The organism is Clostridium sp. 'deep sea', from assembly GCF_014931565.1.
Lineage (GTDB): Bacteria > Bacillota > UBA994 > PWPR01 > PWPR01.
The window spans coordinates 2,110,837-2,127,783 of sequence record NZ_CP063353.1; the positions used below are offsets into that span (position 1 = coordinate 2,110,837).

Here is a 16,947-nt window from a genome sequence, read left to right on the forward strand (position 1 = left end):
ACCTATTAACCAGCGTACTGCTTAATAAAAGCACTAATTTCTTTGTTCATCATTTCACGGGTTTCATTTGTAAACTTCTTTTCAGTAGCAAGTTTCACAAATAAATCTGAGTTTGTTTGCTCTACATACTTAACTAACTCATTAGCTATTTTTACTGATTCCTCAGCTGGGAATTGGTCAAAATAACCCTGTGTTCCAGCATAAATCTGTATAACCTGATGCCCTATTGGTAGTGGAGCATTCTCTGGTTGAATTAACAACTGTGTTAAACGCTCACCACGAGTTAAACGAGCTTGAGTACTTTCATCTAAATCAGCACCAAACTGAGCAAATGCCTGTAGCTCTCTAAATTGAGCTAAATCCAAACGCAAACTACCCGAAATTTTACGCATAGATCTTACCTGAGCTGCTCCTCCTACACGAGATACCGATAAACCTACATTTACAGCTGGTCGGATACCTGCATAAAATAAATCAGCTTCAAGATAAATTTGACCATCCGTAATAGAGATTACATTCGTAGGAATGTAGGCAGATATATCGTTAGCCTGTGTTTCAATAATAGGTAATGCTGTTATTGATCCACCACCTAAATCATCGTTTAAACGAGCAGCACGCTCTAATAAACGTGAATGTAAGTAAAATACATCACCAGGGTACGCTTCGCGTCCAGGTGGTCTACGTAATAATAAAGACATTGCACGATAAGCTGTAGCATGTTTAGTTAAATCATCATAAACAATTAATACATCTTTGCCCTGCCACATAAACTCTTCACCAATAGCACAGCCTGCAAAAGGCGCAAGGTATTTAATTGGTGGAGACTCACTAGCATTAGCTGCTACAACAATAGAATAATCCATTGCGCCATGTTCTTCTAAAGTGCGAATAACACGGGCTACTGTTGAAGCTTTTTGACCAATAGCGACATAAATACAAATTACATCTTCGCCTTTTTGATTAATTATTGTATCAATACAAACCGCTGTTTTTCCAATACCACGGTCACCAATTACTAATTCACGCTGACCACGACCAATAGGGGTCATAGAGTCTATTGCTTTAATACCTGTTTGCAGAGGTGTATCTACTGGCTGACGCGCCATTACCCCCGGAGCAATAACTTCAACAGGTCTTGTTTTATCAGTTTTTATTGGTCCTTTACCATCTATAGGTTGTCCTAAAGGATTAACTACTCGTCCGATCAAGCTGTCTCCTACAGGAACCTCAATGATTCTACCAGTTCTTTTAACTGTATCACCTTCGCGTACAGAGTTTACTGGACCCATAATGGCACAACCTACACTATCTTCTTCTAGGTTTAGTACTAGTCCATAAACACCACTTTTAAATTCTAGTAGTTCTCCAGACATAGCGTTTTGCAAACCATGTACATGAGCAATTCCATCACCAGTTTGCAATACTGTACCCACATCATCTACTTCTAAATGCTGTTGAAAAGATTCTATTTGTTTTTTTATAACCGCACTAATTTCTTCTGGTCTTAATTTCAAATCACTTCACCTCGCAAACCAGCCACAGGTATGGCCTTAATGCTGTCGGCTAACTGTTGCAATTGCTTGCGCACACTGCCGTCAATAATTTTATCTTCATACTTTATTATAATTCCACCAAGTATTTCTTTATCTATTTTTACTGTAGGTAATGGCTCACGACCAGTACGTTTGGTAATCTTAGCTAAAATACTATTTAATTGCTTTTTATCAATATCATACGCAGAAATAATCTCTACAGGTAACTGACGCTTATATGAATCATATAAGCTATTAAATTCCATACAAATTGCAGGAATATCTTTTTCTCGTTTCTTGGCAATTGTTAAGTATAAAAAATTAATAACATAGTCTGTATTTACTACAGATTTAAACACTTCATTTACTAAGCCAGTTTTTTCTTCCTTAGATAATCTAGGATGAAAAAAGATAATAGCCAACTCTGGTTCACTTTTAAGTAAATCTGCCACAGCTTGTAGATCACTATTAATTTCTTCTACTTGCTTTTTCTCAATTGCAAGTTCAAAAATAGCTTTAGAGTAGCGAGAAGCTACTTGACTATTCTTCATGTGATCCGCCCATCCCTTCGATAAAACGGTTCACTAAACGCTTTTGACTCTCAGTGTCGAATTCTTGATCAATTACTTTACTTGCAGCTGAAATCGCCATGTCTGCAACCTGATCACGCAAATATGTTAATGCCTGATCTTGTTGCATCTCTACATCAGCTTCAGCCCTTGCTTTAATCCGCTCAGCATCTACGCGAGCTTCACGCACAATTTCATCCTGACGTTTTTGTCCTTGTTTTGTTGCATTTTCAATAATGCCACGAGCCTCTTCGCGAGCTTCTTTTAACTTTAACTCATAGTCAGCTTTAAGCTTTGCCGCTTCTTTAACGTCTGCATCTGCCTTATCAATAGCATTTTTAATGGCAGCTTGTCTTTTATTTAGAAACTCTGTTACTGGTTTAAACAAAATATGACGTAAAACTAGGAATAAAATTAGCGTATTACATATTTGAATAACAACTGTGTATTTACTAATATCCATACTGCCAACTCTCCTCTTATTCGGTATTATTTAATTCCGAACTTCATAAACGTTAATTTTTAGCCAATAATACCGCGAGCTAAACCAATAAGAATAAAGGCAATTACAAATGAATAAATACCAGTTGTCTCAGCTACAGCTTGTCCTAAAATCATTGTTGTAATAATACTACCACGCGCTTCTGGTTGACGACCTACTGCCTCAACACCTTTACCAGCTGCATAACCCTGACCAATACCAGGTCCTAAACCTGCAACCATTGCAATACCAGCACCTAAAACCGCAAATGCAGCAACTGCCATTTCTGTGTAACCCATAATATAAATCCTCCTGTATTAAATAAATTATTCGGTATCCATTGCCATAGAAACAAATACCATTGTTAACATAGTAAAAATAAAACTTTGAAGAACTCCAGCAAATAAGTCGAAGTAGAAATGTAATGGAACGGGTATTAAAATTGGCATAGCACTATAAACAAGTCCCATGATTACAACACCTGCCAAAATGTTTCCATACAATCTAAATGCCAATGATACTGGTGTAGCTAACTCACTAATAATATTCATTGGTGCAAAAATAATTGGAATAGGCTCCCAAATTAAACTTTTTAGGTACCCAAATAAACCTTTATATTTAATATTGGAATAAACAATTAATACAAAGGTAATTAAAGCTAAACCAATAGTAGTTGCAGCATCAGCAGTTGGTGGCCACAAAGCAAATAATCCAGAGATATTTGCAAGAAAAATAAAAATTAGTATAGTTCCTGCATATGAAGCAAACCAGCGATTACGCTCACCCATAGTTTGAGCAGTAAAATCACTAATACCTTCAACTAATGCCTCTGCCATATTTTGCACACCACGTGGTAATTGCTCAAACCGTCTTGTAAGTAAAAAGGCTCCAATAATGATAACAGCCATTATTATCCAAGTGCTAACTACTGTTTCAGTTATAGGTATACCAAACAAATTAAAAACTTCTGACGGTCCAGCAAGGGCTTTTTCCAAATTTATTCCCTCCTTTCAAATTTATTTTTAATATTTTTAAGTTGGCTACTCAAAACATCTTTCCATTGGTCTCTTAGGGTTCTTGTTATAATTACAATTTTAACCAAAAGTAAACCAATTATAACACCTAAAAAACTTAGGGTAGGAAGAAAGTAGCTATATGCTAAGATACCAGCATTTACAATGTACCTTGCAGAGTAGCCGACTACTGTACTTAAACGGGCTTTTCTTTTGTCGGTGTCAATAACTCGCTCCGCAATCATACAAATTGTTCTAAAATGCATTAAGGAACATAATCCACCAACAATTATGCCCCACATAAAACTGCTCTGCCCAGATATTAAAGATAGCAATGATATTACAGCTACTATCATTAATACAGTTTTTTCAATCGATTTTCGCAATTCATGGGGAGAATCATTCATAACCTCCACCTCACTAATGTTTATCAATAGTTTTTGTTGCTATACGATAAAGCATATACAAACCTGCAACTGATCCCAACAAAACCCCAATTAAAGTAAAGACTATTTCTGTAGAAAGCCATTTATCTAAGTAAAAACCCATATAATAACCAATTAAAACACAGCTAATAATCATGATACCAAAGTAGGTAACTAAACCTAAATAATGAACTATTTGTTTAATAGAAATCATTAGCATTACCTCACTCTTGTCTTTCGTTGTATCTAACTCTTCTCAAGGTACTGCTGTTTACTACAGTATTGTATACTATATACTTGCTAAGGGAAAGATATTTTTCAGTTTTTTTTAAGATATTTATTATTATTATAGCTTTATTTAGCATAATTACATAATAGGAAAATATAAACGTGTTTATAGTTCATGATATTTCCATTCATCTATAGCTATATCCTTATGAGCAAAGTGATTGAGTATTATTTTGACAATTCTCTCAGACGAACGACCATCACCATAAGGATTCACTGACCTCGCCATAGCTTGTCTCTTTTGCTCATTTATTAATAACTCTTTAACAGCATTGTATACACCTTCTTTAGTATTACCCGCTAATATAACTGTTCCTGCTTTAATTGCCTCTGGTCTCTCTGTTACATTTCGAGTGAGTAACATAGGAACACCCATTGCTGGAGCTTCTTCCTGCACTCCTCCAGAATCAGACAAAAGCATAATAGCTTGGCTAAAGAGGTTTTGGTAGTCATCTACATCTAATGGGTTAGTTAATAACACCCGATCTACTCCAGATAAAATTTTAAAAATATCATCTCGCACAATTGGATTTAGGTGAACAGATGCTACTAAATAAACCTCACTAAATTCAGTAACTATTTGTTTAATGGCTTCACAAATTTGCTGTATTGGTGCTCCCCAATTTTCGCGTCTGTGAATTTCCATAACAATCAATCGTTTACCTTGCCATGGTTTATTGGCAAGCTGTTTATCTCGAAATTGATGTTTTTCATTAACAGTGTAGTTTAAGGCATCAATTGCTGTGTTTCCGGTAACAAAAATTTTATCTTCTGGTACCCCTTCGTTTAGCAAATTTTGCTTAGAGTCAGTAGTAGGAGCAAAGTGTAAATCTGCTAAAACTCCCGTAAGTCTTCTATTAACTTCTTCTGGAAACGGAAAGTATTTATTATAAGTTCTTAATCCTGCTTCTACATGACCTATAGGGATTTTTTGATAAAAAGCAGCTAAAGCTGCTATAAAACTAGTAGAGGGATCACCATGTACTAACACAAGGTTTGGTTTTACCTCTTGGTACACTTTTTCTAGTCCCCTTAAAGAACGTTCTATAATATCAGTAAGGGTTTGTTTTTCCTTCATTATATTAAGGTCATAATCAGGCTTTATTTTAAATAAGTTTAGTATTTGATGTAACATCTCCCTATGTTGTCCTGTTACCGTAACTATTGATTCTATTTCATTGGGGTATTTTTCCAGCTCCTTTATAACAGGTGCCATTTTAATTGCCTCGGGGCGAACCCCAAACACAGACATAACTTTTATTTTATTCATTATCTATACCTCACCTTAATGTAGTTATTTACGTGGTAGTTTAAACTAGATACTCAACTAATCTTACCACTTATCTAATTTAATAAAAAGTATAGTCATCATAAAAAAAGATTACACTGTTAAATGTAATCTAATTATTATTATTTAGTTATTATTAAATGTTATTCATTACAGCATTTCTATTTGAGAAATAACTTGCATGTTGGTACTATTAATTAATTTTAAAATTATCTCTCACTCTCTAAATCAATTTTTATAGGATTACTCAAGTATCCATTTTTACGGTTATGTTCAATAACCTCTTTGGCCAATTTTCTTTTTAGTGTTATGTACTGCTCTTTAGTAGTTGATTTATATTTAAAATCCTTATTTACTAAGTTAGGCATCTCACCTCTAAGAATCATCATTGTTCTTATATAAGGAAAAAATAAATCAAACATATTTTTATAATCTATAGCTTCTCCACTAGTACCAGAATAATAAACTAATTCATGGTATTCTTTTTCGCAATCAACACACCTTAATACCCTTATACCTATAGGGCTAAAATTATAACCTCCATCTTGGTTAAGTCTACCAGCATAAACCTTTTGAACACCCATATTAGACAAAGCACCCCTACAGCTAGCACATTGAGATGCAGTTATTCTGTGCAGATATTTACCTACTAAGTAAAAGACAACAACTAAAAGTAGTAAAAACAATAAATAAGGATAAAACTGAGGAGCAATAATACATATTCTTACAAATACAAATATTAGCAGAGGCATCAATACAAAGGCTCTTATAAACCTGCCAAGCTTAGGCTGAATATATTTCATTAAACTTCTCCCTTATATAAATTTTTATATTATTAAGCATTTTAAGGTAAATTTTTTAGTTTAAAAATTTTTTGTAAATTATTTACCATGTTAGGCAAAAAAAAAGAGAGATAATCTCTATTTTTTTACTGTTTAATACTTTAGCTGACTATTATTATCTGCATATTTATTATAGTTTTCATTTACTCTATTAATAAGAGTATTGGCTGTTTTAATAATATTATCATACTCTTTAGCATGTAACCTTTTAAAGTTAATAGGCATTTTAGCGTAGTCTAATAAGTGTTTTGAGTCACTAGATTTTATAATTTTAGGATCATACCTATATAAACCAACTTTAATCTCAGGTTTTTTAGTTTTCTCATGTTTTTCAATCTTGCATTTAGCACACTTATGCACTCTTACTGCAATAGGCTGGTATTTTCTGTTTGTATTTTTATTTACAGCTCCGCTAAAGATCTCTACCCAACCACAGTCATGCATAGGCCAGCCACATCTAGGGCATTTTTCGGCTTTTTGCACTGTAGATAACGATTTGTATAAACCAATGCTAATGGCAATTAGTCCAGCAACACCTGTAGCAGCAACCGCTAAATTCGCTGTAGAGTTAACAAACGCAGCAAACATAAACTCCAACATTAATAATACCTCCTATAGTTTATTAATGTTATTTACCCAGTAAAATTAGCTATTAAACAGTAAAACTAAGTGTTAATAATTTCTTAATATTTGCTACTATTGTTTTCAATGTATTGATTTGAGAGTTTAAGTATTTCATTAAAAGCCTCTTTACTAATAGCTATTGCTATATTAGCTTCGGCATCTAACATGTTTTTGGGATTATCTATACAGGCAATAAAATCCTCATCATTATACAGTCTATAAATATAGTCATTCGTTTGTAGTCTTTTTTTAAACCTTTCTATGACCTCTTCATCACTAATATGAATATACTGTTTAATTTTTTCACCTGAATAAATATCAACAATTGATCTTCCTGCATTTGGGGCGAAATTCTTTAAATATAGAGAACCACAGGAGTTACATTGATATTTGTGAACCCATATTGGAGGATACGTAATATCCTCAGCTATGTCTTTAGCTCCTTCAAATATTTTTGTTACTCCTTTATATATCATTTTATTATGGCAACTTGCACATCTATAAGAAGACATTTTTGCATACAAATAAATAAATAAGGCAACAAATAAAACAGCCCCTATAATGTAGCCAGATGAGGCTATAAATGCCAACATAAATAAACCCCCTATTATTTTTTAGTTTTTGTTAAATTAATATCTTTATCACTTTTGCTAAATCCAGCATTATTGTTGTTTCTATTAACCATTGCTGTCAGTTCATTTACAATACCTCGATACTCTTCTTTGCTTATTTTCTTTTCTATTTTTACTTTAGCTACTAAGCTTTCGTTTAAGTCTGGACGCATTTTATTTATAGGGCTTAATTTACCCACACCATAACTAGTATTTGCCATTCTTAGCTGAAAATAACTAACATCACATTTAGGGCAGTCATAACGAACTAAAGCAATAGCTTCATATGTTTCTCCTGTATCTATGTCCTTTGCCCCTTTAAACTTTATTGTTTGGTAGTAGTCTTCAAGAGGCTCACTACAATTAGGACATTTCTTAAATACTTTTTTGGCAAGCATTCTATAAAGATTAAAAAATACTATGGCTAAAATTACAAACACTGCTAACCAATAAAACACTTTTAGTGAGTAAACTGCTAATCTATAAGCAATAAACACACTTATTGCAATTAACACTATTTTGGCAACAACAGGGTTAACTTGTTTAGGTGTATTAAGTTTAGAATTTGACACTGTAAAAACCTCCTGTTTAATTAATGTTATGAAATTTTAAAGATAACTTTTTAAACAGCTTACCTTCCTATTTTTTTAATTTGCTTAATATTCTTGTTAAACCCAGCTTTTCTATTATGACTATTTACTTTATCTATAAAAGACTGTTTAAGTTGTTTGTACTGTTTTTCTGTCATTTCACTAAAACAAAGATTGATGTTTGTAGCTAACTCATTTTTAGCAACCACCCTGTGTTTTAAAAACCCCTCTAGATCTTGTTTTATTAAGGCAACGTTATCTTCATAATAGAAGAGCAAATGCAATTCATTTTTACAATTATCGCAAGCTATTACTCTTTTACCAATAGCAGGATAAGTCTTTTTGTTATTTACAGCTCCATCAAAAAGTCTAATATCCTACTCACTCATAATTGAACCACATAAAGGGCATTTTTTTGAGAAATTTCTCTTAAAAAATTTGCAGACTATAACAACTATTACAGCAACAATCGCTATTTTAGCAACCTTAATAAAAAACTGGGGCTTTAAAATATATAAGCGGTAAAAAACAATAGCTATTACTATTAACATAAAGCTTAAAAACCCGTACTTACGAACCTTGTATGAGTTTATTTTTATTGTAGCTTTTAACTTGTTCACATCATAACTCCATTCTTGATTATAAATAATTAGTTATAATAGTTACTGTTATATGCCCATTATATAAATAGTTTAAACTTTTTGACTAGATAAGAGAAACGCCTTTGTAAGCTTTCGCTAAAGCTTTAATTACTTTGTTTTAGTAAACCCTACAGTATAAATCCCCACTGCCTTTTATACTTTTTCTTGTTTACTTTCTCTCATAATATTATTACACTCTGCACACCTCAGTAAATTTATCTATATTTTCAATACCAATAATACTTAAAGTTTTAAAATAAGCGTTTATTACAGCTTTAAAAATCATACATGAACTACACATGTATAAAATTTGGCATTGATTATAGTATTAGGTATATGTATGAAAAAATTTTACGTACACCGCAGAGATAACTTTTTCTCGACAGCGTGCGTAAAAAAACACCCATTAAAAAAAGAAAAAGCGGCTAAAAGCCGCTGGGTAACCCTCTTTTGGTGAAGGGAAGGAGTTATGAAAATAAATGAAAAATATAATTGCAGGTGCATAATACGCCCCAAAAGTCGAGTTTACCCTAGTGATGTAGTTATTCGACATAAAACTATATTTTCCTTCACAAAAAATATAGATTATAACACTTTTTTTAATTTTTTATCATCTTTTTTTACAATATCACTTTATTACCAGATTAATGTAAATTACTTATTTACCTATGATATTTATTCTTTCATAATAATCATATCTTTATCTTTATTATATAAGTAAGCTGGATCACGTTTACTATTACTCCAGATGTTTTTAGTAGTCCATTTAAGACTTGTTGTTCCATTCTCGTAAGCATTTTTTCCAGATGTTATTTTAACTTGTGCTCTTGGCTTTAGGATATAACCCTCTGGAAAACTATATTTTTGATTACCAGCGTAAGATAATAAATACCAATCACTTAGGTCTAGAGATTTATTACTATTATTTTTAATGGTTACAGTTTCATTTACTTTATCAACTTTAGTTATTTCTAAGCGATAATCATCATTAAGACTTTCTCTTTTTATAATCTTACCATCCGTTTTTAAAACTATAGTTCCATAATAGGCTGTTTCAAACATCTTAACACCTTGATTTTCAAACATATCGCAGACTTCATCATGAGGCAAACCATAGATATTGTCAAAACCAGCACTTATTACAGTGTATTTTGGGTTTACTGACTGTACAAATTTTTTAGTGTTGGCTGTAATAGAACCATGATGTCCAGCAACAAAAATATCTGCATTTATATTTACAGCACTATCTATTAACGCTTTTTCTCCCTCTTTTTCAAGATCTCCAGTTAATAATAGCTCTACTTCTCCACAAGTAATTTTACTAACTACAGATTGATTATTAACCTCTTGCCAGTCATCACCATTCTCAAAAATTTCTATATACATATCCTCACTTACCTCAATTTTTAGGTCTTTATCTTCGCTGTATTTTGCCCCTAATAATAATTCTTGAGCTAATGCTGCTTCGTATGCTTTATAGTATTTATTGGGGTGGTAATAACCACTATCTATTATTCTTTTAACGTTAAAGCTTTTAAATACCGAGGCTAATGCTGCAATATGATCATCATGGGGATGAGTAACTATTAATAAATCAATGTCCTTAATTTTCATATCATTTAAATATTGAATAATGTAACTCTCAGCCGTATCGGGGCCAGCATCAACTAAAACTATATATTCTCCTAATTTAATTAAGGTACAATCTCCTTGTCCAACATTTAAAAAATGAAATTCAGCTTTTATATCTTGTAAGCTATCTTGAGGCTCTTTATTATTTATTGTCTCTAGGGTACAGGAAGTTAAGGAAATACAAATAAATAAGATGAGTAACAGTTTTTTTAGTTTTATCATTATTCCTCTATCCTTGTTGCCATTTTTTAACTGTACTAATTAAAACATCTTTTTGATTACTTTTAGGATCTGCTAATACTTTGTTTAACAACCTTTGCAAAGTAGTGCCAATATGTTTACCGCTTAAGCCTAGTTGCATCATATCATTGCCATTTACGGCTAGGTCAACTATTTTAAGCGGTTCTTTATTAGCTAATATTGATTCACACATAAATTTTAGCCTATATATTTTTGTAAAGTCGTAGGGTGGTTTTTTGCCTATTTTGTCTGCCACCATAAGCTTAAATAAATCATCAAGATATTCTACCCCAATTTCAGTCATAAACTTTTTTATTTTAGTTGGTTTATAACTACCATAAGTTCGCATATGCCCTTTAATAATTTTACATACATGGTCTATTCTTTTATTCGGCTGGCACCAGCGCTTTAGAATAACTTCTGCTAGCTCCGACGATAGTTTTTCATGACCATAAAAGTGTCCAATGCCTTTTTTATCTATGGTAAATGTTTTTATTTTAGCAATATCATGTAACAGTGCCGCCAAACGTAACTCTACAGTATTATCTATGCAATCTAAAACACTTAAGGTGTGTTCTAAAATTGTTTTATCATGGTGTGGATTTTGCTGATTAAAGCCCTTCGCCTTAACAAGTTCAGGTAAAACTATTTTAATTAAATTTGTTTCGAATAATAATCTAATTCCTTTAGAGGGAATATTCGCAGTTAAAGTTTTAACCATCTCTGTGGCAATGCGCTCTCTGCTAATATTTTCTAAATTGTCACTGTGCTCTTTAATTGCCTCTAAGGTGTTATTTTCAATGCTACCTTCAATAACTGTTGCAAACCTAACTGCCCTTAACAACCGTAAAGCATCTTCACTAAATCTTTCAGTTGCATTGCCAACACACCTAATTAAACCTAGTTGTAAATCTTGTTGACCGTTAAAAGGATCTACTAGACCTTCAGCTTCATTGTATGCCATTGCATTTATCGTAAAATCACGACGAGCTAAATCCTGCTCTATATCTGCAGTAAAACTTATGTCATTGGGCCTGCGATTATCACTATACTCACCATCAATGCGTAACGTTGTTACCTCAACAGGCTCATTTTTTATCATTACAGTAACTGTACCATGTTTAATACCTGTAGGAATAGTTTTTGAAAAAATACTCTGTACCATGTTTAATACCTGTAGGAATAGTTTTTGAAAAATACTCTGTACCTTACCTCTCAAGCTGTCTCGTACAGCCCCACCAACTACCCAGGAATCATAGTTATGTTTTTTAAGTTCTTTCATTATCAATTTTATGTAAGCTGGAATTTGCATATTGCCACCCCTTTAGGCATCATTACACTATAGTATATTAAAAAATTGGTGCTTATGGAGGGAGAACCCCTCCCTCCATAATTGTACACTATAGTTTACCACAGAAAAACGGAATATACTCACTTTAATATTTGGGGTGGGTAATTGTTTTATTTTATTTTTAAGTAATAATTCTACGTAAAAAATAAAAGGGTCAGTCGGAAAATGTTTTCAATTTCCAACTGACCCATTCTTGAGAGTTTAGGTTAACGTAATGACCTACTCGGTACGCATAAAATGCGTACCCTACCTATTTTATCGAGCTAGAGTGTAACACAAAGTGGGCTTAAAAAACCGCAACCCACAGGGTGCCCACACCAGATTGCCAAAGCAATCTCCACCCCGCGTTACACATAGTGTAAGCCCACACCGTAATTGCAATCTTGCAATTACCCAAACCGTGAGTTTTAGTATACTAAAACGAATCTAATTAAATACTTCAGTAGCCCTCTCTAATATTCCATTAATCATAGCTAAAGTCATACCGTAATTAGTAATTGGCACACCTGCTTCTTGACACATTAACATGCGGCTTTGCATGGTCTTTTTGTTTGACATACAGGCTCCACAGTGGATAACAAGGTTGTAAGAACCTAAATCACTTGGTAAATCTACACCCATAGCAAATTCAAAGTTTAAGGTTTTGCCAGTTCGTTTTCTTAATAGTTTTGGTATTTTTACTCTACCTATATCCTCATGGGTTTGGTTATGACTACAGGTTTCTACTATTAATATTCTACTATTTTCTTTTAGCTGATCTATTGCCTTAGTTCCATGTAAGAGGATATTAAAATCACCTTTATGTCTGGCAAATAGTATCGAAAATGATGTTAGTAAAATATCATTTGGTACAATTTTATCTACTTCTTTAAATGCCTGTGAATCTGTAACTACTAAATCTACTTTTTTTAAATCTGTTAGGGCACCCTCTAACTCGGTATCTCTTACCACATAAGACTTGATACCGTGATCTAAACAATCTCTTATTAATTGCACCTGAGGTAAAATTATTCTACCCTTTGGTGCTTCAGAGTCTATGGGCACCACCATAACTACAGTACTATCATATGGCAGCAAATCACCCACTATAACATCTTCTTCAATCTCGGTGCTTAAACAATTTACAACTGACTCACGAAGATTATCAATATTTACTAGTTGAGAGGCGGAAACAAAAATACTATTTTCATATTTCTCTTTAATCTCTAGTATTTGCTGGTCATTAGCTGTATCTGCTTTATTTATAACTAAGAGATGTTTTATGTTAAAGCGTTTAAAGTTTCTTTGCGCTTCTTGATAAACCTCATAGTCAATGTCATTTATATCCATTATATATAAAGCAAAATCGGTTTTTTGATAAACTCTTGTTGTTTTTTTCACTCTAAGCTGACCTAAATCACCCTCATCGTCTAACCCTGCTGTATCTATAAATAATACTGGACCTAGCGGTATCAGCTCCATAGCTTTATATACAGGGTCAGTTGTAGTACCTTTTATATTTGATACCAACGAAACTTTTTGGCCTGTTAAGGCATTTATGATAGATGATTTACCTGCGTTTCTTTTACCAAATACAGCAATGTGAATTCTATTTGAATTAGGTGTTTTTCTCATTTTAACTCCTAGATATATAGATCTCTTTCACCTTGTTTTAGTCTGGCTAAATTTCCTCTTACAAGCTTTCTTACTTTTTCACGTTCTATGGTTTCAACCTGTTTATCAATAAAAATTTCACCTTTTTTTAGTAACTCTTCATCACCGTAATCTAACATGAACTCCATTAAAGTCATCAAGGCATTTGGATGACAAACATTTTGAATTTGACCAGATTTAGCTAAACGCATAAATCGATCACCTGTACGTCCATTACGATAACAAGCAGTACAATAACTTGGTACAAAACCTTCACTAACCAATTCTTTAAGTATCTCGAGGGGGCTTCTATCATCGGCTAGTTCAAATTGTTTTTTTGATTTTTTCATTTCACTCTCTTTATAGCCACCTACACCTGTGCAAGAGCCAGCGCTAATTTGAGAAATTCCATAGTTTAGTAGCTCACGTCTTAAGGATGCACTTTCTCTAGTAGACAAAATCATTCCTGTAAAAGGAATTGCTAAGCGAATAATAGCAACCAATTTTTTAAAATGATCATCATCTACTAAATGAGGAAACATTTCTAAATCCATACCCTCTGCTTTTTGAAGTCTAGGCACTGAAACAGTGTGGAACCCTACTCCAAATTTTTCTTCTAAATGATCGTTGTGTAGCATTAAAGCTAATACCTCAAATTTATAGTCTGCCAGACCAAATAAAACTCCACCTCCAACATCATCAATACCGGCTTCCATAGCGCGGTCAAAGGCTGTTAAATGATACTCATAATCGCCTTTTATACTCTTTTTATGAGCATTTAAATATGTTGGTTTATGATAGGTCTCTTGGAATAAGATATAAGTACCAATTTCTTTGGCTTTTAGCCTTTTATAGTCTTCTACTGTTGTAGCGGCTATATTAACATTTATTCTGCGAATTCTACCATTAATATTTTCAGTATTATATATTGTACTTATACTATCTAAAACGTAATCTATATCACAGTTTACTGGATCTTCTCCTGCTTCAAGTGCTATTCTTTTATGACCCATTTTTTCAAGAATTTTAACCTCTGTCTCAATTTGCTCTGTTGTTAATCTTGATCTGTTAAAATTGTTATCTCTACGATATCCACAATATGTGCAATTATTAACACAATAATTACTAATATACAATGGAGCAAACACAACTACTCTATTACCGTAAATTTGCCTTTTCACTTTTCCAGCAGTTTTATAAATTTTAGCTAACATATTTTTATCTTCAATTTGTAATAGATTAGCTATTTCTTGATGGGTTAAGGGCTCTTTATTTTCTGCTTTACGCAGTATTTGGGTAAGCTCTTGATCTGTAAGAGTTTTGGCATTTTCTAAAAGGTTATATATATATTGATGATTTATAAACATTGTCTTCTCTCCTAGTTTTAATTATTTAATTAACTTTTTTTAAATATAGGATCTCCTCGACCCATGTCTGGGACTAAGCCAACTTCTTTAATGACTTTTATTGATTTTAATAGTTCATTTTTGCTACTATCAGTGCTTCCTGCTTTATTTTTATATAATTCATACTTCTCTTTTACAGTTTGAGGACTTAAATTAGGCATAACTACATTTGCACCAGCTTTAAGAGCCATACTTCTTCCATCGCTATTAAGGGTAGATACTGCTGTTGCAGCTGGAATAAGTGAATAAGGTAACAATAATCTAACAAGCGCTAACATAATATAAGTGATTGGTAATGAGCCAGATTCACACTCTTTTAAAGGTGTATCGGGATGAGGTATAAAGGGCCCAATTCCTACCATCTCAGGATTAAGTTCTTTTAAGAAAAGTAAGTCATTTACTAAATCAGCTATTGTTTGATTTGGTAAACCTACCAAAAAACCTGCACCTATATCAAAGCCAGCCTTTCTGAGATTTTTTAAACATGCAACTCTGCTTTCAAAACTCAAATTTGGGTGCATATTATCATAAATTTGAGTATTAGAGGTTTCATGCCTTAGTAAAAACCTATTTCCACCTGCATCACTAAGCCTTTTATATGTTTCATAATCTCTTTCACCTATTGACAGAGCCAATGCACTATTTGGGGCACGCTGCTTAATCTCTTTGATAATGTCTACTAAAGATTCTGCTGTAAAACTAAAATCTTCTCCACTTTGTAATACAAAAGAATGAAAACCTAATGTTTGTGCTTTATCTATACAAAGTAAAATCTCGTTTTTACTTAAATGATAACGATCTACCTTTTTGTTATCTTTTCTGATACCACAGTATTTACAGTTTTGTTTACAATAATTCGAGAACTCTATTAGTGCTCTTATAAAAACACTATCGCCATAAGATTCTCTTGCAGTTTGCCATGCCTTTTCAAATAATAAGCTTGGATCTTTTAAACTGTAATTTATTACTTGCAGCAACTCATTTTTAGATAAGCTATTTTCTTTATAAAGCTTAGTTATTAGTTCTTTCATACTACTATCTCTTTCTTAGATATTGATGTTTTAACAGTAACGTCTTTAATGTTGCCTAAACGTCCAGTAAGATTGTTTATTTCATCTAAAGTTGCCAGAATAGTAATTGAAATTACCGATACTCCAGCCTCAGGCATTGGCAAACCCATGCGACCTTTTACTATTCCTTTAAAATTAGACACCACTGTATTAAATTGATCTTGTGAGATTTTAGGATTCTCCAGTACCGCACCAATAATAGCTATTCGTTTGCTCATTTTTATCCTCCAAGAAGTTAGTTAACAACCTTTATTGCTGTTATGTAATTTTAATCTGCCTTAATTACTTAAAATACAAGTAATCTTTAATATTCTTTGATGTTTATTTTGCATTAATCTAAAAAAGCTCCCCTTGTTAAGTGGAAGCTTTGCCTCAAGTGAATAACAACAATTAATAGGATTACCTCTATTCCTACTAAAAAAACTTCCGTTAAAACGAAAGTTAGTATTCAAAAGTAAACTGATACGCTATTTAAAATAGCATTCAATTAATTATGGCTAACTTCCTTTCAGATAAGACCAGTTATGGGTCTTGGCTGTTAGGTTATTAAAATGGTTACCAAACAACTCAGTTTTCACTTTACTGCTTGGCATACTTTGATTATATTTGTTAGTTTTAGATATGTCAATGTACTATAAAGGCGATTGTTATAGTACTGTTTAATCAAAACCTTATTATGGAACATTATTAATATTTTAGACATCTAATAATT

Annotated in this window: 20 protein-coding genes; all 20 read right to left on the reverse strand. The window is 32.7% G+C overall.

All coding sequences use genetic code 11. The features are described 5' to 3' along the window. Positions 1–5 precede the first annotated feature (5 nt). Positions 6–1,514 carry a F0F1 ATP synthase subunit alpha gene (gene atpA / locus IMX26_RS09720; protein ID WP_195158197.1) on the reverse strand — a complete coding sequence of 503 codons (1,509 nt, stop codon included), beginning with the start codon at positions 1,512–1,514 and terminating at the stop codon, positions 6–8. Continuing rightward, a complete protein-coding gene (atpH, locus tag IMX26_RS09725; RefSeq protein WP_195158198.1) occupies positions 1,511–2,083 on the reverse strand; it encodes an ATP synthase F1 subunit delta in 573 nt (190 codons plus the stop codon). Before atpH ends, atpA begins: the two co-directional genes overlap by 4 nt. Then, positions 2,073–2,564 carry a F0F1 ATP synthase subunit B gene (atpF, locus tag IMX26_RS09730; RefSeq protein ID WP_195158199.1) on the reverse strand — a complete coding sequence of 164 codons (492 nt, stop codon included), beginning with the start codon at positions 2,562–2,564 and terminating at the stop codon, positions 2,073–2,075. The genes atpH and atpF overlap by 11 nt, the downstream gene beginning before the upstream one ends. 59 nt (positions 2,565–2,623) lie before the next feature. Further along, positions 2,624–2,881 (reverse strand): ATP synthase F0 subunit C, encoded by a 258-nt coding sequence (gene atpE / locus IMX26_RS09735; RefSeq protein ID WP_195158200.1) that lies wholly within the window; start codon positions 2,879–2,881, stop codon positions 2,624–2,626. Between the two features lie 27 nt (positions 2,882–2,908). Beyond that, positions 2,909–3,577, reverse strand: coding sequence for a FoF1 ATP synthase subunit a (locus IMX26_RS09740; RefSeq protein WP_243259058.1), 669 nt, complete (start codon positions 3,575–3,577; stop codon positions 2,909–2,911). Positions 3,578–3,579: 2 nt separating this feature from the next. Next, positions 3,580–4,002 (reverse strand): ATP synthase subunit I, encoded by a 423-nt coding sequence (locus IMX26_RS09745; protein ID WP_195158201.1) that lies wholly within the window; start codon positions 4,000–4,002, stop codon positions 3,580–3,582. 13 nt (positions 4,003–4,015) lie between these two features. Then, positions 4,016–4,234 carry an AtpZ/AtpI family protein gene (locus IMX26_RS09750; RefSeq protein WP_195158202.1) on the reverse strand — a complete coding sequence of 73 codons (219 nt, stop codon included), beginning with the start codon at positions 4,232–4,234 and terminating at the stop codon, positions 4,016–4,018. 180 nt (positions 4,235–4,414) lie between these two features. Further along, positions 4,415–5,578 carry a UDP-N-acetylglucosamine 2-epimerase (non-hydrolyzing) gene (gene wecB / locus IMX26_RS09755; protein ID WP_195158203.1) on the reverse strand — a complete coding sequence of 388 codons (1,164 nt, stop codon included), beginning with the start codon at positions 5,576–5,578 and terminating at the stop codon, positions 4,415–4,417. Between the two features lie 227 nt (positions 5,579–5,805). Continuing rightward, positions 5,806–6,399 (reverse strand): hypothetical protein, encoded by a 594-nt coding sequence (locus tag IMX26_RS09760; RefSeq protein ID WP_195158204.1) that lies wholly within the window; start codon positions 6,397–6,399, stop codon positions 5,806–5,808. A 132-nt stretch (positions 6,400–6,531) separates the two neighbouring features. Continuing rightward, positions 6,532–7,038, reverse strand: a complete 507-nt coding sequence (locus tag IMX26_RS09765) for a hypothetical protein (protein WP_195158205.1) — start codon at positions 7,036–7,038, stop codon at positions 6,532–6,534. Between the two features lie 83 nt (positions 7,039–7,121). Continuing rightward, positions 7,122–7,655: a hypothetical protein gene (locus IMX26_RS09770; RefSeq protein ID WP_195158206.1), complete on the reverse strand. Its 534-nt coding sequence runs from the start codon at positions 7,653–7,655 to the stop codon at positions 7,122–7,124. A 14-nt stretch (positions 7,656–7,669) separates the two neighbouring features. Continuing rightward, positions 7,670–8,245, reverse strand: a complete 576-nt coding sequence (locus tag IMX26_RS09775) for a hypothetical protein (RefSeq protein WP_195158207.1) — start codon at positions 8,243–8,245, stop codon at positions 7,670–7,672. A gap of 59 nt (positions 8,246–8,304) precedes the next feature. Next, the gene (locus tag IMX26_RS09780) at positions 8,305–8,541 is read right to left on the reverse strand and encodes a hypothetical protein (RefSeq protein WP_207729274.1); all 237 of its coding nucleotides are present in this window, start codon (positions 8,539–8,541) and stop codon (positions 8,305–8,307) included. Positions 8,542–8,640: 99 nt separating this feature from the next. Next, positions 8,641–8,883: a hypothetical protein gene (locus tag IMX26_RS09785; RefSeq protein ID WP_195158209.1), complete on the reverse strand. Its 243-nt coding sequence runs from the start codon at positions 8,881–8,883 to the stop codon at positions 8,641–8,643. Positions 8,884–9,579: 696 nt separating this feature from the next. Then, complete coding sequence (locus IMX26_RS09790; protein WP_195158210.1) at positions 9,580–10,758, reverse strand: MBL fold metallo-hydrolase; 1,179 nt, start codon at positions 10,756–10,758, stop codon at positions 9,580–9,582. 7 nt (positions 10,759–10,765) lie between these two features. Then, positions 10,766–12,058 carry an HD domain-containing protein gene (locus tag IMX26_RS09795; protein ID WP_243259060.1) on the reverse strand — a complete coding sequence of 431 codons (1,293 nt, stop codon included), beginning with the start codon at positions 12,056–12,058 and terminating at the stop codon, positions 10,766–10,768. 495 nt (positions 12,059–12,553) lie between these two features. Beyond that, positions 12,554–13,741, reverse strand: coding sequence for a [FeFe] hydrogenase H-cluster maturation GTPase HydF (gene hydF / locus IMX26_RS09800; protein ID WP_195158212.1), 1,188 nt, complete (start codon positions 13,739–13,741; stop codon positions 12,554–12,556). An 8-nt stretch (positions 13,742–13,749) separates the two neighbouring features. Then, positions 13,750–15,126, reverse strand: a complete 1,377-nt coding sequence (hydG, locus tag IMX26_RS09805; protein WP_195158213.1) for a [FeFe] hydrogenase H-cluster radical SAM maturase HydG — start codon at positions 15,124–15,126, stop codon at positions 13,750–13,752. Positions 15,127–15,155: 29 nt separating this feature from the next. Then, entirely contained in the window at positions 15,156–16,196 is a 1,041-nt protein-coding gene (gene hydE / locus IMX26_RS09810) for a [FeFe] hydrogenase H-cluster radical SAM maturase HydE (protein ID WP_195158214.1), read from the reverse strand. Next, entirely contained in the window at positions 16,193–16,453 is a 261-nt protein-coding gene (locus IMX26_RS09815) for a TM1266 family iron-only hydrogenase system putative regulator (RefSeq protein ID WP_195158215.1), read from the reverse strand. The genes hydE and IMX26_RS09815 overlap by 4 nt, the downstream gene beginning before the upstream one ends. Positions 16,454–16,947: the final 494 nt, after the last annotated feature.

Coding starts and splice junctions, on each gene's coding strand:
- hydE (WP_195158214.1), bottom strand. CDS start 16,196: ATGAAAGAACTAATAACTAAGCTTTATAAAGAAAATAGCTTATCTAAA.
- IMX26_RS09745 (WP_195158201.1), bottom strand. CDS start 4,002: ATGAATGATTCTCCCCATGAATTGCGAAAATCGATTGAAAAAACTGTA.
- atpE (WP_195158200.1), bottom strand. CDS start 2,881: ATGGGTTACACAGAAATGGCAGTTGCTGCATTTGCGGTTTTAGGTGCT.
- hydG (WP_195158213.1), bottom strand. CDS start 15,126: ATGTTTATAAATCATCAATATATATATAACCTTTTAGAAAATGCCAAA.
- atpF (WP_195158199.1), bottom strand. CDS start 2,564: ATGGATATTAGTAAATACACAGTTGTTATTCAAATATGTAATACGCTA.
- atpH (WP_195158198.1), bottom strand. CDS start 2,083: ATGAAGAATAGTCAAGTAGCTTCTCGCTACTCTAAAGCTATTTTTGAA.
- IMX26_RS09795 (WP_243259060.1), bottom strand. CDS start 12,058: ATGAAAGAACTTAAAAAACATAACTATGATTCCTGGGTAGTTGGTGGG.
- IMX26_RS09765 (WP_195158205.1), bottom strand. CDS start 7,038: ATGTTGGAGTTTATGTTTGCTGCGTTTGTTAACTCTACAGCGAATTTA.
- wecB (WP_195158203.1), bottom strand. CDS start 5,578: ATGAATAAAATAAAAGTTATGTCTGTGTTTGGGGTTCGCCCCGAGGCA.
- IMX26_RS09815 (WP_195158215.1), bottom strand. CDS start 16,453: ATGAGCAAACGAATAGCTATTATTGGTGCGGTACTGGAGAATCCTAAA.
- IMX26_RS09790 (WP_195158210.1), bottom strand. CDS start 10,758: ATGATAAAACTAAAAAAACTGTTACTCATCTTATTTATTTGTATTTCC.
- IMX26_RS09760 (WP_195158204.1), bottom strand. CDS start 6,399: ATGAAATATATTCAGCCTAAGCTTGGCAGGTTTATAAGAGCCTTTGTA.
- hydF (WP_195158212.1), bottom strand. CDS start 13,741: ATGAGAAAAACACCTAATTCAAATAGAATTCACATTGCTGTATTTGGT.
- IMX26_RS09770 (WP_195158206.1), bottom strand. CDS start 7,655: ATGTTGGCATTTATAGCCTCATCTGGCTACATTATAGGGGCTGTTTTA.
- IMX26_RS09750 (WP_195158202.1), bottom strand. CDS start 4,234: ATGATTTCTATTAAACAAATAGTTCATTATTTAGGTTTAGTTACCTAC.